Annotated in this window: 15 protein-coding genes; 12 read left to right on the forward strand and 3 right to left on the reverse strand. The window is 62.5% G+C overall.

Translation table 11 applies throughout. The annotated features are described in order from the left end of the window. Positions 1–173: 173 nt before the first annotated feature. From ACEN8U_RS18335 to ompA, 3 genes are all read right to left on the reverse strand, one after another. Positions 174–887 carry an HAD family hydrolase gene (locus ACEN8U_RS18335; RefSeq protein WP_015003476.1) on the reverse strand — a complete coding sequence of 238 codons (714 nt, stop codon included), beginning with the start codon at positions 885–887 and terminating at the stop codon, positions 174–176. A 28-nt stretch (positions 888–915) separates the two neighbouring features. After that, positions 916–1,614: a bifunctional 2-polyprenyl-6-hydroxyphenol methylase/3-demethylubiquinol 3-O-methyltransferase UbiG gene (gene ubiG / locus ACEN8U_RS18340; protein ID WP_013589248.1), complete on the reverse strand. Its 699-nt coding sequence runs from the start codon at positions 1,612–1,614 to the stop codon at positions 916–918. Positions 1,615–1,809: 195 nt separating this feature from the next. Beyond that, on the reverse strand, positions 1,810–2,457 hold the full coding sequence (gene ompA / locus ACEN8U_RS18345; RefSeq protein WP_013340148.1) for an outer membrane protein OmpA: 648 nt from the start codon (positions 2,455–2,457) through the stop codon (positions 1,810–1,812). A 476-nt stretch (positions 2,458–2,933) separates the two neighbouring features. On the opposite strand from ompA, the gene gyrA reads away from it, so the two are divergent. The 12 genes from gyrA to lapB all read left to right on the forward strand — a co-directional run bounded on the left by gyrA (position 2,934) and on the right by lapB (position 17,399). Continuing rightward, entirely contained in the window at positions 2,934–5,570 is a 2,637-nt protein-coding gene (gyrA, locus tag ACEN8U_RS18350) for a DNA gyrase subunit A (RefSeq protein ID WP_015003475.1), read from the forward strand. 121 nt (positions 5,571–5,691) lie between these two features. Beyond that, complete coding sequence (locus tag ACEN8U_RS18355) at positions 5,692–6,294, forward strand: DUF2059 domain-containing protein (protein ID WP_013589246.1); 603 nt, start codon at positions 5,692–5,694, stop codon at positions 6,292–6,294. Positions 6,295–6,641: 347 nt separating this feature from the next. Beyond that, complete coding sequence (gene serC, locus ACEN8U_RS18360; RefSeq protein WP_013589245.1) at positions 6,642–7,724, forward strand: 3-phosphoserine/phosphohydroxythreonine transaminase; 1,083 nt, start codon at positions 6,642–6,644, stop codon at positions 7,722–7,724. Positions 7,725–7,824: 100 nt separating this feature from the next. Next, a complete protein-coding gene (gene pheA, locus ACEN8U_RS18365) occupies positions 7,825–8,907 on the forward strand; it encodes a prephenate dehydratase (RefSeq protein WP_013589244.1) in 1,083 nt (360 codons plus the stop codon). Between the two features lie 86 nt (positions 8,908–8,993). Next, positions 8,994–10,106, forward strand: coding sequence for a histidinol-phosphate transaminase (gene hisC / locus ACEN8U_RS18370; RefSeq protein WP_041745662.1), 1,113 nt, complete (start codon positions 8,994–8,996; stop codon positions 10,104–10,106). Between the two features lie 52 nt (positions 10,107–10,158). After that, complete coding sequence (locus ACEN8U_RS18375) at positions 10,159–11,100, forward strand: prephenate dehydrogenase (RefSeq protein ID WP_015003470.1); 942 nt, start codon at positions 10,159–10,161, stop codon at positions 11,098–11,100. 61 nt (positions 11,101–11,161) lie between these two features. Next, the gene (gene aroA, locus ACEN8U_RS18380) at positions 11,162–12,466 is read left to right on the forward strand and encodes a 3-phosphoshikimate 1-carboxyvinyltransferase (RefSeq protein ID WP_015003469.1); all 1,305 of its coding nucleotides are present in this window, start codon (positions 11,162–11,164) and stop codon (positions 12,464–12,466) included. 35 nt (positions 12,467–12,501) lie between these two features. After that, entirely contained in the window at positions 12,502–13,188 is a 687-nt protein-coding gene (gene cmk, locus ACEN8U_RS18385; RefSeq protein WP_013589240.1) for a (d)CMP kinase, read from the forward strand. 174 nt (positions 13,189–13,362) lie between these two features. Next, a complete protein-coding gene (rpsA, locus tag ACEN8U_RS18390) occupies positions 13,363–15,096 on the forward strand; it encodes a 30S ribosomal protein S1 (RefSeq protein ID WP_013589239.1) in 1,734 nt (577 codons plus the stop codon). Between the two features lie 106 nt (positions 15,097–15,202). Further along, positions 15,203–15,526, forward strand: a complete 324-nt coding sequence (locus ACEN8U_RS18395; protein ID WP_006050255.1) for an integration host factor subunit beta — start codon at positions 15,203–15,205, stop codon at positions 15,524–15,526. Between the two features lie 333 nt (positions 15,527–15,859). Next, positions 15,860–16,153 (forward strand): lipopolysaccharide assembly LapA domain-containing protein, encoded by a 294-nt coding sequence (locus ACEN8U_RS18400; protein WP_013589238.1) that lies wholly within the window; start codon positions 15,860–15,862, stop codon positions 16,151–16,153. Positions 16,154–16,223: 70 nt separating this feature from the next. Continuing rightward, positions 16,224–17,399, forward strand: coding sequence for a lipopolysaccharide assembly protein LapB (gene lapB / locus ACEN8U_RS18405; RefSeq protein WP_015003468.1), 1,176 nt, complete (start codon positions 16,224–16,226; stop codon positions 17,397–17,399). Positions 17,400–17,401: the final 2 nt, after the last annotated feature.

Genomic DNA, 17,401 nt, shown 5'->3' on the forward strand with positions numbered 1-17,401 from the left:
CGGTTCGTTGCTCGGAACTTCGAGCCAACGTATATTTTACAATAATTTGACGGCCTTGTCTCGTCCCCGCCTCGTCCCTGTCTCGGTCGAGCTGGAGTCTGAGCCGGCAGCGCTGCTGCCCCACGAGAGCCCCGTACGACGGGCGGCCGGTCGGGCGCCATGTGTCGACAAACTCAGCCGATATCGCGCAACAGCCGCTGCAGCTCGGCGGGCGACTGCACGACATGCTGCGCGTGCCATTGCGTGGGCGGAATGTCGTCGCCGCAATAGCCGTAGGCCGCCGCCACCGTCTTCATGCCGGCTGCAAAACCTGCCTGGACGTCGCGCAAATCGTCGCCGACATAGACGATGCGCTCGGCCGCGGTGTCCAACGCGCGCGCCGCATACAGCAAGGGCGCGGGATGGGGCTTGGAGTGCGGCGTCGTGTCGCCGCTGACCACGCAGCCCGCGCGCTCTTCAAGACCGAGTTGCGCGATCAGCGGCTCCGTGAGCCGTGCGACCTTGTTCGTGACGATGCCCCAGCGCACGCCGCGTGCGTCGAGTTCGTCCAGCAGCTCAGGGATGCCCGGAAAGAGCGTCGTTTCGATGCAAAGATCGGCTTCGTAGTTGGCGAGAAATTCCTCGCGCATCGACGCAAACTCGTGGTGGTCCGGCCCAATGCCGAACCCGCCGCAGATCAGTCCGCGCGCGCCCGCCGACGCCAGCGGCCGCAGCTTTTCGAGCGGCACCATTTCCAGCCCGCGATCGTGACGCATCTTGTTGACGGCCGCAGCCAGATCGGGCGCAGTGTCGGCAAGCGTACCGTCCAGATCGAACAGCACGGCATGGCAAAGACCGAGCCAATCTTCGTTGTCTTCGCGCTGGGGCAGGGGCGTGGGGTCGCTCATTGATTCGGTCTTATCGGCGTTAGGCGGATTATGCGTCGCGACGGCACGCGAGCATGTAATTCACGCTCGTGTCCGCGGAAAGCGCGAAGTGCTTGGAGAGCGGGTTGTACACAATACCCTTGATGTCCGTCGTGCGCAGGCCCGCAGCGCGCACGAAGCCGGCGAGTTCCGACGGGCGGATGAAACGCGCGTAGTCGTGCGTGCCCTTGGGCAGCATCCGCGCAATGTACTCGGCGCCGATCACCGCAAAGAGATAAGACTTCACGTTGCGGTTGAGCGTGGAAAAGAACACCCAGCCGCCCGGTTTCACGAGCGTCTTGCATGCCTCGACGATCGCCGACGGCTGCGGCACATGCTCCAGCATTTCCATGCAGGTCACGACGTCGTAGGTGCCCGGTTCACGAGCAGCGAGCGCTTCGGCGGCGATTTCCTCGTAACTAACGGTTACACCACTTTCAAGGCTGTGAAGATCCGCGACGCCGAGCGCCTCGCTCGACAGGTCGATGCCTTTCACATCCGCACCTAATCCCGCCATGGATTCCGACAGAATCCCCCCGCCACAGCCAATGTCCAGCACGCGTTTGCCGGCGAGATGGGCGTGGGCGTCGATCCAGTTCAGACGCACCGGGTTGAGTTCGTGCAGCGGTTTGAATTCGGCGTTCGGGTCCCACCAACGATGCGCGAGGTCGCTGAATTTCTGCAGTTCGTGGGGATCGGCGTTGGTCATGGCGAAGCGGCCTCGATGAGAGCGGTGAGCGGGCGCTCGAGGATAAACCCGGAGTATATAGGGGAGGGGCCGGGGCGGCAAAATGCCGCCGGGGCACAGGCGGCGGGAGGGCGCGCGTGACGCTGACGGCTCGCGGTCACGAGGCAATAAAAAAGCCCCGCCGAAGCGGGGCTTTTGATACTGCGCAGAGGTAGCTTACTGCTTCGAAGTACCGACAACTTCGACTTCCACGCGACGATCCGGTGCGAGGCAGGCGATGAGTTGCTTGCGGTTCTTCTGGTTGCAGCCGGTCGTGACCGGGTTGCGCTTGCCCTTGCCTTCCGTGTAGATACGGTTGGATTCGATGCCCTTGCTGACCAGGTATGCCTTCACAGCTTGAGCGCGACGCAGCGACAGACGGTCGTTGTACTTGTCCGAACCGATGCGGTCCGTGTAACCCGTTGCCACGACGACTTCGAGGTTCAGACCTTGGATCTTCGATGCCAGGTCGTCCAGCTTTTCCTTGCCGGCCGGCTTCAGGATAGCCTTGTCGAAGTCGAACAGTGCGTCAGCCTGATACGTGATCTTCTGGCTGGTGATAGCCGGTGCCGGTGCAACCGGAGCCGGCGGCGTCGGAGCCTGGGCGACCAGTGCGCCGTCGCACTTGGCGTTAGCCGTTGCCGGCGTCCAGAATGCATCGCGCCAGCAAAGCTCGTTCGTGCCGTTCATCCACACGTATTCGCCAGTACCATTCACCCAGTTGTCATTGGTAGCTTGTCGCGACGCCGGCACCGACTGTGCCATGGCGGATGCAGCCATAACCGCGGTAGCTGCAATGAACGCGAGCTTTGAAAGTTTATTCATATTTCTCCTCTCGAAATTGAGATTACCGCAGGTTTACTGCGAGCCTGTTGACGAAGACAAGTCATACATTGCTCGAAGTATAACATTGGTGCGGAACAAAAAACGCTGTGTCTAGACTTCGAGCAGTGTCTGACTCTTTGTGCGTTGGCATTTTGCCATATCGTTCCCTTCCGACGATAAAAAAATCCGCCCCCGATCAAATCCCCCTCCAATTGTGGTGCATGCGCAACACCGCAATCGCCCGGAGCGTCCCGCCAGTCATGGCTGAGCGGCGAATTGCCCTACGCACGAATCGAGCCTGACCGACACAAAAAACGCCCGCTGCGGAACTTTTTCGAGACGGTCTGCTAATAGGTATACGTCTGCCCGCAGGGTCGGGATTGGCGGCATGTTAGAATCGCGTGATGCGTTGCGTCTGCAATGCTTACGCGAAGGTGTCGGGTTCTCGCTGCCTTCGCACGTAAAAGATACGGATAATGGATCAATTCGCCAAAGAGACTCTGCCAATCTCCCTCGAGGAGGAAATGCGCCGTTCGTATCTCGATTACGCGATGAGCGTGATCGTAGGGCGTGCGCTTCCCGATGTCCGCGATGGCCTGAAGCCGGTGCACCGGCGCGTGCTGTACGCGATGCACGAGCTGAACAACGACTGGAACCGCGCGTACAAGAAGTCCGCGCGTATCGTCGGCGATGTCATCGGTAAGTACCATCCGCACGGCGACACGGCTGTCTACGACACGATCGTCCGGATGGCGCAGGACTTTTCGTTGCGCTACATGCTGGTGGACGGCCAGGGCAATTTCGGGTCGGTCGACGGCGACAACGCCGCGGCCATGCGTTATACCGAAATCCGCATGGCGAAGATCGGCCACGAGCTGCTGGCCGACATCGACAAGGAAACGGTCGACTTCACGCCGAACTACGACGGCAGCGAGAACGAGCCGGCCATTCTGCCGGCGCGCATTCCTAATCTGCTGATCAATGGCTCGTCCGGCATCGCGGTCGGCATGGCGACCAACATCCCGCCGCACAACCTGAACGAGGTTGTCGACGCGTGCCAGCACCTGCTGAAAAACCCGGAAGCCACGATCGACGAGCTGATCGAGATCATTCCGGCGCCCGATTTCCCGACCGCCGGCATCATCTACGGCGTGGCGGGCGTGCGCGACGGTTATCGCACGGGCCGCGGCCGCGTGGTCATGCGCGCGCTCACGCATTTCGAAGAGATCGACCGCGGCCAGCGCATGGCGATCATCGTCGACGAATTGCCGTATCAGGTGAACAAGCGCTCGCTGCTGGAGCGTATTGCCGAGCTGGTCAACGAGAAAAAGCTGGAAGGCATTTCCGACATTCGCGACGAGTCCGACAAAAGCGGCATGCGCGTCGTGATCGAGCTGAAGCGCGGCGAGGTGCCGGAAGTCGTTCTCAACAATCTGTATAAAGCGACGCAGCTCCAGGACACGTTCGGCATGAACATGGTCGCGCTCGTCGACGGCCAGCCGAAGCTCCTGAACCTGAAGGAGATGCTGTCGTGCTTCCTGTCGCATCGGCGGGAAGTGCTGACGCGGCGCACTGTATACGAACTGCGCAAGGCGCGGGAACGCGGGCATGTGCTCGAAGGCCTCGCGGTGGCGCTCGCGAACATCGACGAATTCATCGCCATCATTAAAGCTGCGCCGACTCCGCCTATCGCCAAGCAGGAATTGATGGCGCGTCCGTGGGATTCGTCGCTGGTGCGCGAAATGTTGTCGCGCGCCGAGACGGAAAACGCGTCGGCGGGCGGTCGCGATGCGTACCGTCCTGACGGATTGAATCCGTCGTTCGGCATGCAGGCTGACGGCCTGTACCGCTTGTCCGACACTCAGGCTCAAGAAATCCTGCAGATGCGTCTGCAACGCCTGACCGGACTCGAGCAGGACAAGATCATCGGCGAGTACCGCGACGTCATGGCGCAGATCGCCGACCTGCTGGACATTCTGGCGCGGCCGGAACGCATTACGGCGATCATCGTCGACGAACTGACGTCGATCAAGGCCGAATTCGGCGACGCGCGCCGCTCGAAGATCGAGTTGAATGCGACCGAACTGAACACCGAAGACCTGATCACGCCGCAAGAAATGGTCGTGACCATGTCGCACGCGGGTTACGTGAAATCGCAGCCGTTGTCGGAATATCGCGCGCAAAAGCGCGGTGGTCGCGGCAAACAGGCGACTTCCATGAAGGAAGACGACTGGATCGACACACTCTTCATCGCGAATACGCACGACCACATTCTGTGCTTCTCCAACCGCGGCCGCGTGTACTGGGTCAAGGTCTACGAAGTGCCGCAAGGTTCGCGTAATTCGCGCGGCCGTCCGATCGTCAACATGTTCCCGCTGCAGGAAGGCGAAAAGATCACGGTTGTGCTGCCGGTCAAGGAATTTTCCGCCGACAAGTTCGTGTTCATGGCCACTGCGTTAGGAACGGTAAAGAAGACGCCACTCGAAGCCTTCAGCCGGCCGTTGCGCAAGGGTATTATTGCGGTCGGTCTGGATGACGGCGATTACCTGATCGGCGCCGCCATCACAGACGGTCAGCACGACGTGATGCTGTTCTCCGACTCGGGCAAGGCGGTCCGCTTCGACGAGAACGACGTGCGGCCCATGGGCCGCGAGGCGCGCGGCGTGCGCGGCATGCAGCTCGAAGACGGTCAGAACGTGATCGCGCTGCTGGTAGCGGGCGACGAGCAGCAGTCGGTGCTCACCGCCACGGAAAACGGCTTCGGCAAGCGCACGCCGATCACCGAATACACCCGTCACGGCCGCGGCACGAAGGGCATGATCGCGATCCAGACGTCCGAGCGCAACGGCAAGGTCGTCGCCGCCACGCTGGTCGACCCGGAAGCGCAGATCATGCTGATCACGACCACGGGCGTTCTGATCCGTACGCGCGTGTCGGAAATTCGAGAAATGGGCCGTGCAACTCAAGGTGTTACACTCATCAGCCTTGACGAAGGGACCAAGCTTTCAGGTCTGCAGCAGGTTGCCGAGGCGGAAGCGGAAGGCGATGTCGAAGGCGACGCCGAGGGTCCCGCCGAAGGTGGGAACGGCGGGGAAGACGGTGGCGCAGCCTGATCCGCGGTTTTGGCTTCGCGCTCGGTACTGATTGAAAGCTCTGCGGGAAAGAACGGCGTGTCGGGCCGACACGCTTTCCGCGCGGCTGGCAGTTCAAGTTAATTTCTATTAGGGAGTAATGATGCAGAAACGATTCAAACAACTGGCGTTGCTGGCTGCCGTCGTGCCGACCTTTGCCATGGCTCAAGCGCTTCAGAGCCAGGCTCCGTCGGCGCCGGCTGCTGCCGCGGCACCGGTTGATCCGGCCAAGCAGGCTGCCATCAAGGACCTGCTGGACGCAATCGACGCACAGAAGCTCGTGGGCGCAATCGGCAACAGCGCGCAAATGCAGGCAAAGCAGCTCGTCCCGGCTATCCTGTCGGACGCGCTGAGCGAAAACAAGACGATGACGGACAAGCAGAAGCAGGCTTCCGTCCCTACGCTGCAAAAGAACGCAGTGCCGAAGCTGGTTGACGGCGCGGGTCAGGTCTTCGCGACGGACGGCTTCCGCCAGGACGCCATGCAGGCTCAGTACGACGCGTACGCAAAGTACTACAGCACGTCGGAAATCAAGGATCTGACGGCTTTCTACAAGAGCCCGACCGGTCGCAAGTTCATCCAGGTTCAGGACCAGGTTGGCCGCGACGTCGTCAACGGCTTGATGCAGAAGTACATGCCGCAATCGATCAAGGCAACGCGTGACCAGGCCGACAAGGAAGTCGCTTCGGTCAAGCCGGCTAAGTAAGCCTCAGGCGAAAGCCGCGCGGATACCGCGCTGGCGCGCCACCGGTGGTCCGATTTCAGGGCCGCCGCGTTTGGCGGGTTAGCGGGGACAATGCGATAATGGCCGTTTGCGCATGTGCGCAAGCGGCCATTGTTTTTTCGGCGCTCAATTGTCGACGCCGGCGGCTCAAAATACGGCTGCGATTGTCGACAGTCGCGGCCAGCCGGGTTGTTATTCGCGTCGGCTGAAACATGGCCGTTTTCCCGCAGCGTCTTTGCGCGGCGGCCGCTTTACCGATTCAACGGACTCAACCGATTCAGCGACTCGTGCGCGACTTTTCGTATTCGCGCCGCTTTCAGGATCTCACGATGCGCGTCTTTAATTTCTCCGCCGGCCCAGCGGCCATGCCCGAAGAAGTGCTGCGTCAGGCAGCCGCCGAAATGCTCGACTGGCAAGGCAGCGGCATGAGCGTGATGGAGATGAGCCATCGCGGGAAAGAATTCATGTCGATCCACGAGGAAGCGCTGACCGATCTGCGCGAGCTGCTGGCCGTGCCGGCGAGCCATCGGATCCTGTTCCTGCAGGGCGGCGGTCTCGGCGAAAACGCGATCGTGCCGATGAACCTGCTTGGCACCAAACCGCGCGCGGACTTTGTCATCACCGGTTCCTGGTCGCAAAAGTCGTTCAAGGAAGCGCAGAAGTACGGCTCCGTGCATCTCGCCGCGAGCGGCCAGACAGCGGACGGTTTCACTCGCGCGCCGGCCTTTTCCGAATGGCAATTGTCGGACGATCCCGCTTACGTGCACCTGTGCACGAACGAGACGATCCACGGTGTCGAGACCTTCGAGATTCCCGACCTCGGCAATATTCCGCTGGTGGCGGACGCGTCTTCGCACATCCTGTCGCGTCCCATGGACATCGCCAAATACGGCGTGCTGTTCGGCGGCGCGCAAAAGAACATCGGCATGGCGGGCGTGACGGTCGTGATCGTGCGCGAGGACATGCTCGACCGGGCGCTGCCTATCTGCCCGTCGGCGTTCGAATGGAAGACGGTTGCCGAAAACAATTCCATGTACAACACGCCGCCCACTTATGCGATCTACATCGCCGGGCTCGTGTTCAAGTGGTTGAAAAAGCAGGGCGGCCTCGCCGCAATGGAAGCACGCAATCTCGAAAAAGCGAAGCTGCTGTACGACGCAATCGACTCGAGCAGCTTCTATCTGAACAAGGTCGAGCGTGGCTCGCGCTCGCGGATGAACGTACCGTTTTTCCTCGCCGACGAGTCGCGCAACGAAGATTTCCTCGCCGGCGCGAAAGCGCGGGGAATGGTGCAGCTCAAGGGCCACAAGTCCGTCGGCGGCATGCGGGCGTCGATTTACAACGCTGTCCCGCTCGAAGGCGTGAAAGCGCTTGTCGAATACATGAAGGAATTCGAACAGCACAGCGCCTGAGTGCCGGGCATTCGGCGCGCATCCTTTCCAGCACGCATTTTTGCAGCAGTTTTTTTGCGGCAATTCTTTGCAGCAACTACGGGCAGGACCGTTTTCACGCATGGACGACGAACTCAACAATCGGCTCAAACCTCTTCGCGAGCGCATCGACGCGCTCGACGCGCAGCTGATCGCGCTTCTCAATCAGCGCGCCGCGGTGGCGCTCGAAGTGGGCGAGGTCAAGAAGCATTTCAACGCGCCGGTCTTTCGCCCGGAGCGCGAGCAGCAAGTGATCGCCCGTCTGCAGGACATGAGCGAAGGGCCGCTCGCGAGCGAACACATCAGCGCGATCTGGCGCGAGATCATGGCCGCGAGCCGCGCGCTGGAAAAGACCATCAAGGCGGCGTATTTGGGGCCGGTCGGCACCTATAGCGAACAGGCCATGCACGAGTACTTCGGTCAATCGATCGAAGGGCTGCCGTGCCCGTCCATCGACGAAGTGTTCCGCTCGGTCGAAGCTGGCGCGGCGGAATTCGGTGTGGTGCCGGTCGAGAATTCCACCGAAGGCGCGGTGTCGCGCACGCTGGATTTGCTGCTGCAAACACAACTGACCATCGGCGGCGAGCTTGCGTTGCCGATCCATCACAATCTGTTGACGCTGAACGGCGGTCTGACCGGCGTCACCCGCGTCTGCGCGCACGCGCAGGCGCTCGCGCAATGCCAGCGCTGGCTCGCGAGCAACGCGCCGCATCTCGAGCGCCAGGCCGTGTCGAGCAATGCCGAAGCGGCGCGCATGGCGGCGGAAGATCCGACCGTCGCGGCCATCGCCGGCGATCGCGCGGCGACGCACTACGGTTTGCAGGTTGCGTACGCGCTGATTCAGGACGATCCGCACAACCGCACCCGCTTCGTGATGATCGGCAAGGAGCGCACGGGGGCGAGCGGCCATGACCAGACGTCGCTGATCGTGTCGGTCCCGAACGAGCCGGGCGCGGTGTTCAAGCTGCTCGAGCCGCTTGCGCGCCACAGCGTTTCCATGACCCGCTTCGAATCGCGTCCGGCGCGCGTCGGCACGTGGGAGTACTACTTCTATATCGACGTCGAAGGCCATCGCGACGATCCGGCCGTGGCCGCCGCGTTGACCGAGCTCGGCGAGAAAGCGGCCTTCCTGAAGATTCTGGGCTCGTATCCGCGCGCCCGCTGATGACTGGCAACCCCCGAGCAAGCGCCGGCCAGCCAGTGCGGCGGTGCACTCGCCGCGACTTTTTCTAATAATCGTTCGGAGATTTCATGACAACGTCCTTCGGTCCTTCTTACGTGCGCGCCATTGCGCCTTACATCGCGGGCAAGCCGATTTCGGAAGTCGCGCGCGAGTTCGGGCTGGACGAAGCGAAAATCGTGAAACTGGCGTCGAACGAGAATCCGCTCGGCATGCCTGAGTCGGCGCAACGGGCCATGGCGCAAGCCGCGAGCGAGTTGGGCCGCTATCCCGACGCGAATGCATTCGAGCTGAAGACGGCGCTCGGCGAACGCTACGGCGTGCCGTCCGACTGGATCACGCTCGGCAACGGCAGTAACGACATTCTTGAAATCGCCGCGCACGCGTTTGTCGAAAAAGGGCAGTCCATCATTTACGCGCAGTATTCGTTCGCGGTTTACGCGCTGGCCACGCAAGGCCTGGGCGCGCGCGCGATCGTCGTGCCGGCGGTGAAGTTCGGCCACGATCTCGACGCGATGCTCGCGGCGATCACCGACGACACGCGGCTCATCTTCGTCGCCAATCCGAACAATCCGACGGGCACGTTCATCGAAGGTCCGAAGCTCGAAGCGTTTCTCGACAAGGTGCCGCGCCACGTGGCCGTCGTGCTGGATGAGGCGTACACGGAATATCTGCCGGCGGAAAAGCGCTACGACTCGATCGAATGGGTGCGCCGTTATCCGAACCTGCTCGTGTCGCGCACGTTCTCGAAGGCGTTCGGCCTGGCCGGCCTGCGCGTGGGCTTCGCGATTGCGCAGCCGCAGTTGACCGATCTCCTGAACCGTCTGCGCCAGCCGTTCAACGTCAACACGCTCGCGCAGGCTGCAGCCATTGCCGCGCTCAACGACAAGGCGTTTCTGGAGAAGTCGGCAGCGCTCAACGCGCAAGGCTATCGCCGTCTGACAGAAGCATTCGACAAGCTCGGTCTCGAATATGTGCCGTCCGACGGTAACTTCGTGCTGGTGCGCGTCGGCGACGATGACGCAGCCGGCAACCGCGTGAATCTCGAATTGCTGAAGCAGGGCGTCATTGTGCGTCCGGTCGGCAATTACGGTTTGCCGCAATGGCTGCGCGTGACGATCGGGCTGCCCGAAGAAAACGAGGCGTTCATCGCCGCGCTCGAAAAAACGCTCGCCACCGCGTAGGCGGCGAATTTTGACCCGCGCGCCTCGTTTTCCCGAAAGGCGCGCTTTTTCTGTGACCGACGTGGCCGCGTTCTCTTTTAACAAGCTGGTGATTTTCGGTGTCGGCCTGATCGGCGGATCGCTCGCGCGCGCGCTGCGCGAGCGCGGCGAGGCGGATGGCGCACGCACGGTAATCGGCGTGGGCCGCTCGGCGGCGTCGAGTGCGCGCGCGCTGGAACTCGGTGTGATCGATCGTGCGGCGGCTCTCGACGACGACGCGGCGTTGCGCGAAGCGCTTGCCGGCGCCGACGTCGTGCTGCTCGCGGCGCCAGTCGCGCAGACGCAGCCGCTGCTCGAGCGCATTGCGCCGTTTCTCGACGCCAACACAGTCGTGACCGACGCCGGCAGCACCAAGTCCGATGTCGTGGCCGCGGCCCGCGCCACGCTCGGCGCGCGCATCGGCCAGCTCGTGCCGGGGCATCCCATTGCGGGCCGCGAGGCGAGCGGCGTCGAGGCCGCATTGCCGGATCTCTACGTGGGCCGCAATGTCGTGCTGTGTCCGTTGCCGGAAAACGCGCCGCATGCCGTGGAGCGCGTCGCGGCCATGTGGCGCGCGACCGGCGCGCTCGTGCGCGACATGGCGCCTGCGCAGCACGACCGCGTGTTTGCGTCCGTCAGCCATTTGCCGCACGTGTTGTCGTTTGCGCTTGTCGAGCAGATTCTCAATTCGCCCGACGCCGCGCTGAAATTTTCCTTTGCCGCGGGCGGCTTTCGCGACTTCACGCGGATTGCCGCGTCGAGCCCGGAAATGTGGCGCGACGTGTGTGTCGCCAATCGCGTTGCGCTGCTCGACGAACTCGACGCCTATACGGCCGTGCTCGCCCGGCTGCGGGCGGCGATCGAAGCGGCGGACGGCGCCGCGCTCGAAGGCGTCTTCGCCCGCTCGCGCGTGGCACGCACCGAGTGGCAGGAACAGCGCGCGGGCGGCGTGGCGTCGGCCGACGGCTCAAAATGAGCGCATTGAGATAAGCGCATTGCAATCAGCGCGCCGCAATAACCGGAAACTGGACTCAATCATGGAATTCCTCGATCTCGGACCCTTTTCTCGTGCGTCCGGCACGGTTCGTCTGCCTGGCTCGAAAAGCATTTCGAACCGGGTGTTGCTGCTCGCCGCACTCGCCGAAGGCGAAACGACGATCACGAACCTGCTCGACTCCGACGACACGCGCGTCATGCTCGACGCGCTCGAAAAGCTCGGCGTGCGGATCAAGCGCGACGGCGATACCTGTGTCGTGACCGGCACGCGCGGCGCATTCACGGCGCGCACGGCTGACCTTTTCCTCGGCAACGCGGGCACGGCGGTGCGTCCGCTGACCGCGGCGCTGTCGGTGAACGGCGGCGACTACCGCATCCACGGCGTGCCGCGCATGCACGAGCGGCCAATCGGCGATCTCGTCGACGGGCTGCGGCAGATCGGCGCAAGAATCGACTACGAGGAAAACGAGGGCTATCCGCCGTTGCGCATCCGCCCGGCGCAGATCTCCGCCGAAGCGCCGATTCGCGTGCGCGGCGACGTGTCGAGCCAGTTCCTCACTTCGCTCCTGATGACGCTGCCGCTCGTGCGCACGGCAAGCGGCGTCAGCACGGTTCAGGTGGACGGCGAACTGATCTCGAAACCCTACATCGAGATCACCATCAAGCTGATGGCGCGCTTCGGTATCAACGTCGAGCGCCACGGCTGGCACCAGTTCGTCGTGCCGGCGGGGCAGCGCTATCAGTCGCCGGGCACGATCATGGTGGAAGGCGACGCGTCGTCGGCGTCGTATTTCCTCGCGGCGGGCGTGCTCGGCGGCGGGCCCCTGAAAGTGGAGGGCGTGGGCCGGTCGAGCATTCAGGGCGACGTCGGCTTCGCGGATGCGCTCATCAAGATGGGCGCGAACCTGCAAATGGGCGAGGACTGGATCGAAGTGCGCGGCGTCGGCAACGACCACGGCAAGCTGGATCCGATCGACATGGACTTCAATCTGATCCCGGACGCCGCCATGACCATCGCGGTCGCCGCGCTGTTCGCCGACGGCACGACCACGCTGCGCAACATCGCGAGCTGGCGCGTCAAAGAGACCGACCGGATCACGGCCATGGCGACGGAGCTTCGCAAGGTCGGCGCGAAAGTCGAGGAGGGCGAAGACTTCCTGATGGTCACGCCGCCGGAAAAGCTGATTCCGAACGCGTCCATCGACACTTACGACGATCACCGCATGGCCATGTGTTTCTCGCTGGTGAGTCTCGGCGGCGTGCCGGTCCGGATCAACGACCCCAAGTGCGTCGGCAAGACTTTTCCCGATTATTTCGAGCGCTTCGCAGCGCTTGCTCACCCCTGATTCGCGTACGAATCGCCTGACGTGCGACTTTTTCGATGAAACCGATCCGTCCCTTTCACCAGACGCCCGTCATTACGATCGACGGCCCCAGTGCTTCGGGCAAAGGCACCGTGGCCGCACTGGTCGCCGCCAGCCTCGGCTTTCACCTGCTGGACAGCGGCGCGCTGTACCGGCTCGCGGCGCTTGCCAGCATGCGCTACAAGGTAGGGGCGGAGGACGTCGACGCCCTTGTAAAGCTGATCGACGATCTGCATATCACGTTTCGTGAAGGTCTTGCCCAGCTCGACGGCGTCGACGTTTCCGCGGAAATTCGCGCAGAGGAAGTCGGCAGCCGCGCTTCCGCGATTGCCGTGCACGCGCCGGTGCGCGCGGCGCTGGTGGCGCGTCAGCGGGCTTTTCGCAAGGAGCCGGGGCTCGTCGCCGACGGTCGCGACATGGGCACGGTGATCTTCCAGGACGCCGTTCTGAAGGTCTTTATGACCGCCAGCGTGGAGGCCCGCGCGGCGCGGCGGCATAAGCAATTGATACAAAAAGGATTTTCTGCTAATATTGATGACTTGCTCCGGGATTTGCGTGAGCGCGACGAGCGTGACAGTCAGCGCGCAGCCGCGCCGCTTAAGCCCGCAGCGGATGCAAAGCTGCTCGATACGTCCGCCCTGTCGGTCGATCAGGCGGTCGAGCAGGTAGTGCAATGGTACGAAGCGCTCGTGCCGCAAAGCTGATCGAAGTTGCTGTTTCATCGCCATTTCGAACCGGCGGCGCGCGCGGTGGTTGTCCGTTGCTGGTAGGTGCTTCGCGGTTGTCGCGAAGTGTTGTATTAACCCCTTAACCCCGCGTGGCATTCGCAGTTTTGCCGTAGTTGCTGGCCGTTCGGCCAGCCGGGCGCCGCGAGAACCATGCAAATTTTGATTTTTATGTCCGACCTGCAAACCTCTACCCCGAATACCGAATCTTTTGCGGCTCTGTTCGAAGAGTCGCTGACCAAGCAAGACATGCGCGCCGGCGAAGTGATCTCCGCCGAAGTCGTGCGTGTGGACCACAACTTCGTGGTCGTCAACGCTGGTCTCAAGTCCGAAGCCTACATCCCGCTCGAAGAGTTCCTGAATGACGCGGGCGAGGTAGAAGTGCAGGCGGGCGACTTCGTTTCCGTCGCGATCGACGCGCTGGAAAACGGCTATGGCGACACCATCCTGTCGCGCGACAAGGCGAAGCGTCTGGCTTCGTGGCTGTCGCTGGAAAAGGCACTCGACAACAACGAACTCGTGACCGGCACGATCACGGGCAAGGTCAAGGGCGGCATGACCGTCATGGTCAACGGCATCCGCGCGTTCCTGCCGGGTTCGCTCGTCGACACGCGTCCGGTCAAGGACACGACGCCGTACGAAGGCAAGACGCTGGAATTCCGCGTCATCAAGCTCGACCGCAAGCGTAATAACGTCGTGCTGTCGCGCCGCGCTGTCATCGAGGCAACGCAAGGCGAAGAGCGCGCAAAGCTGCTCGAAACGCTGAAGGAAGGCGCGATCGTCGAAGGCGTGGTCAAGAACATCACCGACTACGGCGCGTTCGTGGACCTGGGCGGTATCGACGGCCTGCTGCACATCACCGACATCGCATGGCGCCGTGTGCGTCACCCGTCGGAAGTGCTGTCGGTCGGCCAGGAAGTCACCGCGAAGATCCTCAAGTTCGACCAGGAAAAGAACCGCGTTTCGCTCGGTATCAAGCAACTGGGCGACGATCCGTGGGAAGGCATCTCGCGCCGTTACCCGTCGGGCACGCGCCTGTTCGGTAAGGTCACCAACATCACCGACTACGGCGCATTCGTCGAAGTGGAATCGGGCATCGAAGGCCTCGTCCACGTGTCGGAAATGGACTGGACGAACAAGAACGTTGCACCGTCGAAGGTTGTCCAGCTGGGCGACGAAGTCGAAGTCATGGTTCTCGAAATCGACGAAGACCGCCGCCGTATCAGCCTCGGCATGAAGCAGTGCAAGCCGAACCCGTGGGACGACTTCAGCCGCAACTTCAAGAAGGGCGACAAGCTGCAAGGCGCAATCAAGTCGATCACCGACTTCGGCGTCTTCATCGGTCTGCCGGGCGGCATCGACGGTCTGGTTCACCTGTCGGATCTGTCTTGGTCGGAAACGGGCGAAGAAGCGGTTCGCAAGTACAAGAAGGGCGACGAAGTGGAAGCGATCGTTCTCGGCATCGACGTCGAGAAAGAGCGCATTTCGCTGGGCATCAAGCAGCTCGAAGGCGACCCGTTCAGCAACTACGTTGCAATGAACGACAAGGGTTCGATCGTCGACGGCACGGTCAAGTCGGTGGATGCAAAGGGCGCAGTGGTTCAGCTGTCGGGTGAAGTCGAAGGCTACCTGCGCGCTTCGGAAATCGCACAAGACCGCGTGGAAGACGCACGCAACGTGCTGAAGGAAGGCGACAAGGTCAACGCGATGATCATCAACATCGATCGCAAGTCGCGTGGCATCAACCTGTCGATCAAGGCGAAGGACTCGGCTGAGCAACAGGAAGCGATCCGCGGCCTGGCTTCGTCGGATTCCAGCGCAGCTGCCACCGGCACGACGAACCTCGGCGCGCTGCTGAAGGCCAAGCTCGACGGCCAGAACCAGTAATTGAGGAATGCCCCCAACCTGCCGCACAGACTTTGAACTGGCGGCAGGTACCCCTCGCGGGGTCACCGGGGGCGGCTCGGCGTTTTCTTGAGAGGTCTGCTGCAGTATGACCAAATCGGAATTGGTCGCCCAACTGGCTACGCGTTTTCCGCAGCTTGTATTGAAAGATGCGGATTTCGCGGTCAAGACGATGCTTGATGCGATGTCGGAGGCGCTTGCCAAAGGTCATCGCATCGAAATTCGAGGTTTTGGCAGCTTCGGCCTGAACCGCCGTCCTTCCCGCGTCGGGCGTAATCCGAAGTCGGGCGAAAAAGTGCTGGTACCTGAGAAGTATGTGCCGCACTTCAAGCCGGGCAAGGAGTTGCGCGAGCGGGTCGATCGTCGCGCGGGCGAGCCGTTGAAGGCCGAAGAGCCGGATGACGATCTGTAAATGCTCCGCTGTGCGCGCTGTGCAGTTTCGCAGCGTGGCGTTGGCGGCGTCAGCGGCCAATGCCAGTCGGCAAAAGACCAGAAAAAGCGCCTTTGGGCGCTTTTTTTTCGCCCGCGTTTCCTGCCTGCTCTCTCTCCGCTGGTACTCGCGCACCGGGCCGCATTTTCAACCGCATGTGCGCCTGCGCTTTTCTGTACGCCGGCGTTCGGCCACTTCCTGCCCAGCCGGGAGGGCTTCAATTACAATACGGGTCACTTCGGCGCGGGCTAACACCGTGGCGCGACGCGTCATCAGGCCGGCGTCACCCCGCAACTGCCGTCAAGAGATCTATTCATGAAATTTATCGTCTGGCTGATCCGTGTACTGGTGTTCGTGCTGTTGCTCGTACTGGCACTCTCCAATACACAACCCGCTACGCTGAATTTCCTCGCTGGCTACGCCTGGTCGGCGCCGCTTATCCTGATCGGCCTCGCGTTTTTCGTAGTCGGACTGCTCGCGGGCCTTGTTTCGTCGATGCCGGCCGTCGTCCGCCTGCGCATGGAAAATGGCCGGTTAAAGCGCGAGCTGCGGGTGGCGCGCGAGGCGCCGGTGGCCGTCGAACAGCCGCCCATGCCGCCGCTGATCTGATTGTTTCGCTCGCCGCACGCGTTTCGCGCGGCATCCCGTTCCTGCCTTCCGGCTCATTTGCATTCATCGCATGGATCTAGACTTCTGGTGGCTGCTCGTCATCCCCGTCGCTTTCGCGTTCGGCTGGATGGCTGCGCGCTACGACCTCAAGACGCTGCTGTCAGAAAGCGCCAATTTGCCGCGCTCCTATTTCCGCGGCCTGAACTTCCTGCTCAACGAGCAGCCGGACCAGGCGATCGACGCCTTTATCGAAGTCGTCAAGCTCGACCCGGAAACCGTCGAGCTGCATTTCGCGCTCGGTAATCTCTTCCGGCGCCGCGGCGAGACGGACCGCGCAATCCGCGTACATCAGAATCTGCTGAGCCGCGCGGACCTGCCGGTCAGCGAGCGCGATCACGCCCTGTTCGAACTGGGGCAGGACTTCCTGAAGGCCGGTTTGCTGGATCGCGCGGAAGAAACCTTCCGTTCGCTCGAAACCGGCGACTACGCGTTGGGCGCCCAGCGCGCGCTGCTCACCATCTACGAAATCGAGAAGGACTGGGTCAAGTCGATCGACACCGCGCGGCATCTGGAAACCATGGGCGCGGAATCGCTCGACAAGGAAATCGCGCAATTCCATTGCGAGCTCGCGCAGGAAGCGCTGCAGCAGAAAAAGCCTGACGAGGCGCGCCGCCAGCTCGGCTTCGCGCTGAAGGCGAATGCGACCAACGTGCGTGCCACCATTCTGTTCGGCGACGTCGACGCCGCGGCGGGTGCGCAGGAGGCGGCGATCGCCCAGTGGCGGCGCGTCGAGGAGCAGAATCCCGCTTATCTGCCGCTCGTCGCCGACAAGCTGATGAAGGCCTATGAAGCGCTCGGCCGAGCGCAGGACGGCGCCGATCTGCTCACCAGCTGGGTCGATCGCTATCCGAGCAACGATCTGCTCGACGTCGCGTATCAGCACGTGGCGTCGCTGCGCGGGCCGGACGCAGCGCACGCGCTCGCGCGTTCGCAGATGCAGAAGTCGCCGAACCTCGCCGGCATGACGCGCCTGCTCGAAGCGCAGCAGGCAGTCGCGGAAGAGCCGCGGCGCAGCGAGCTGGAACTGATGCGCACGCTGATCCGCCAGCGCACCAAAAATCTGCCGCGCTACACGTGCCAGAATTGCGGCTTCAGGGCGCGGCTTTTCTACTGGCAGTGCCCCGGCTGCAGCGGTTGGGAAACCTACGCGCCGCGCCGGGTCGAGCCGATCACCGCGTCGAACTGAGG

Source organism: Paraburkholderia phenoliruptrix (genome assembly GCF_047325075.1).
In the GTDB taxonomy this organism is placed as follows: domain Bacteria; phylum Pseudomonadota; class Gammaproteobacteria; order Burkholderiales; family Burkholderiaceae; genus Paraburkholderia; species Paraburkholderia phenoliruptrix.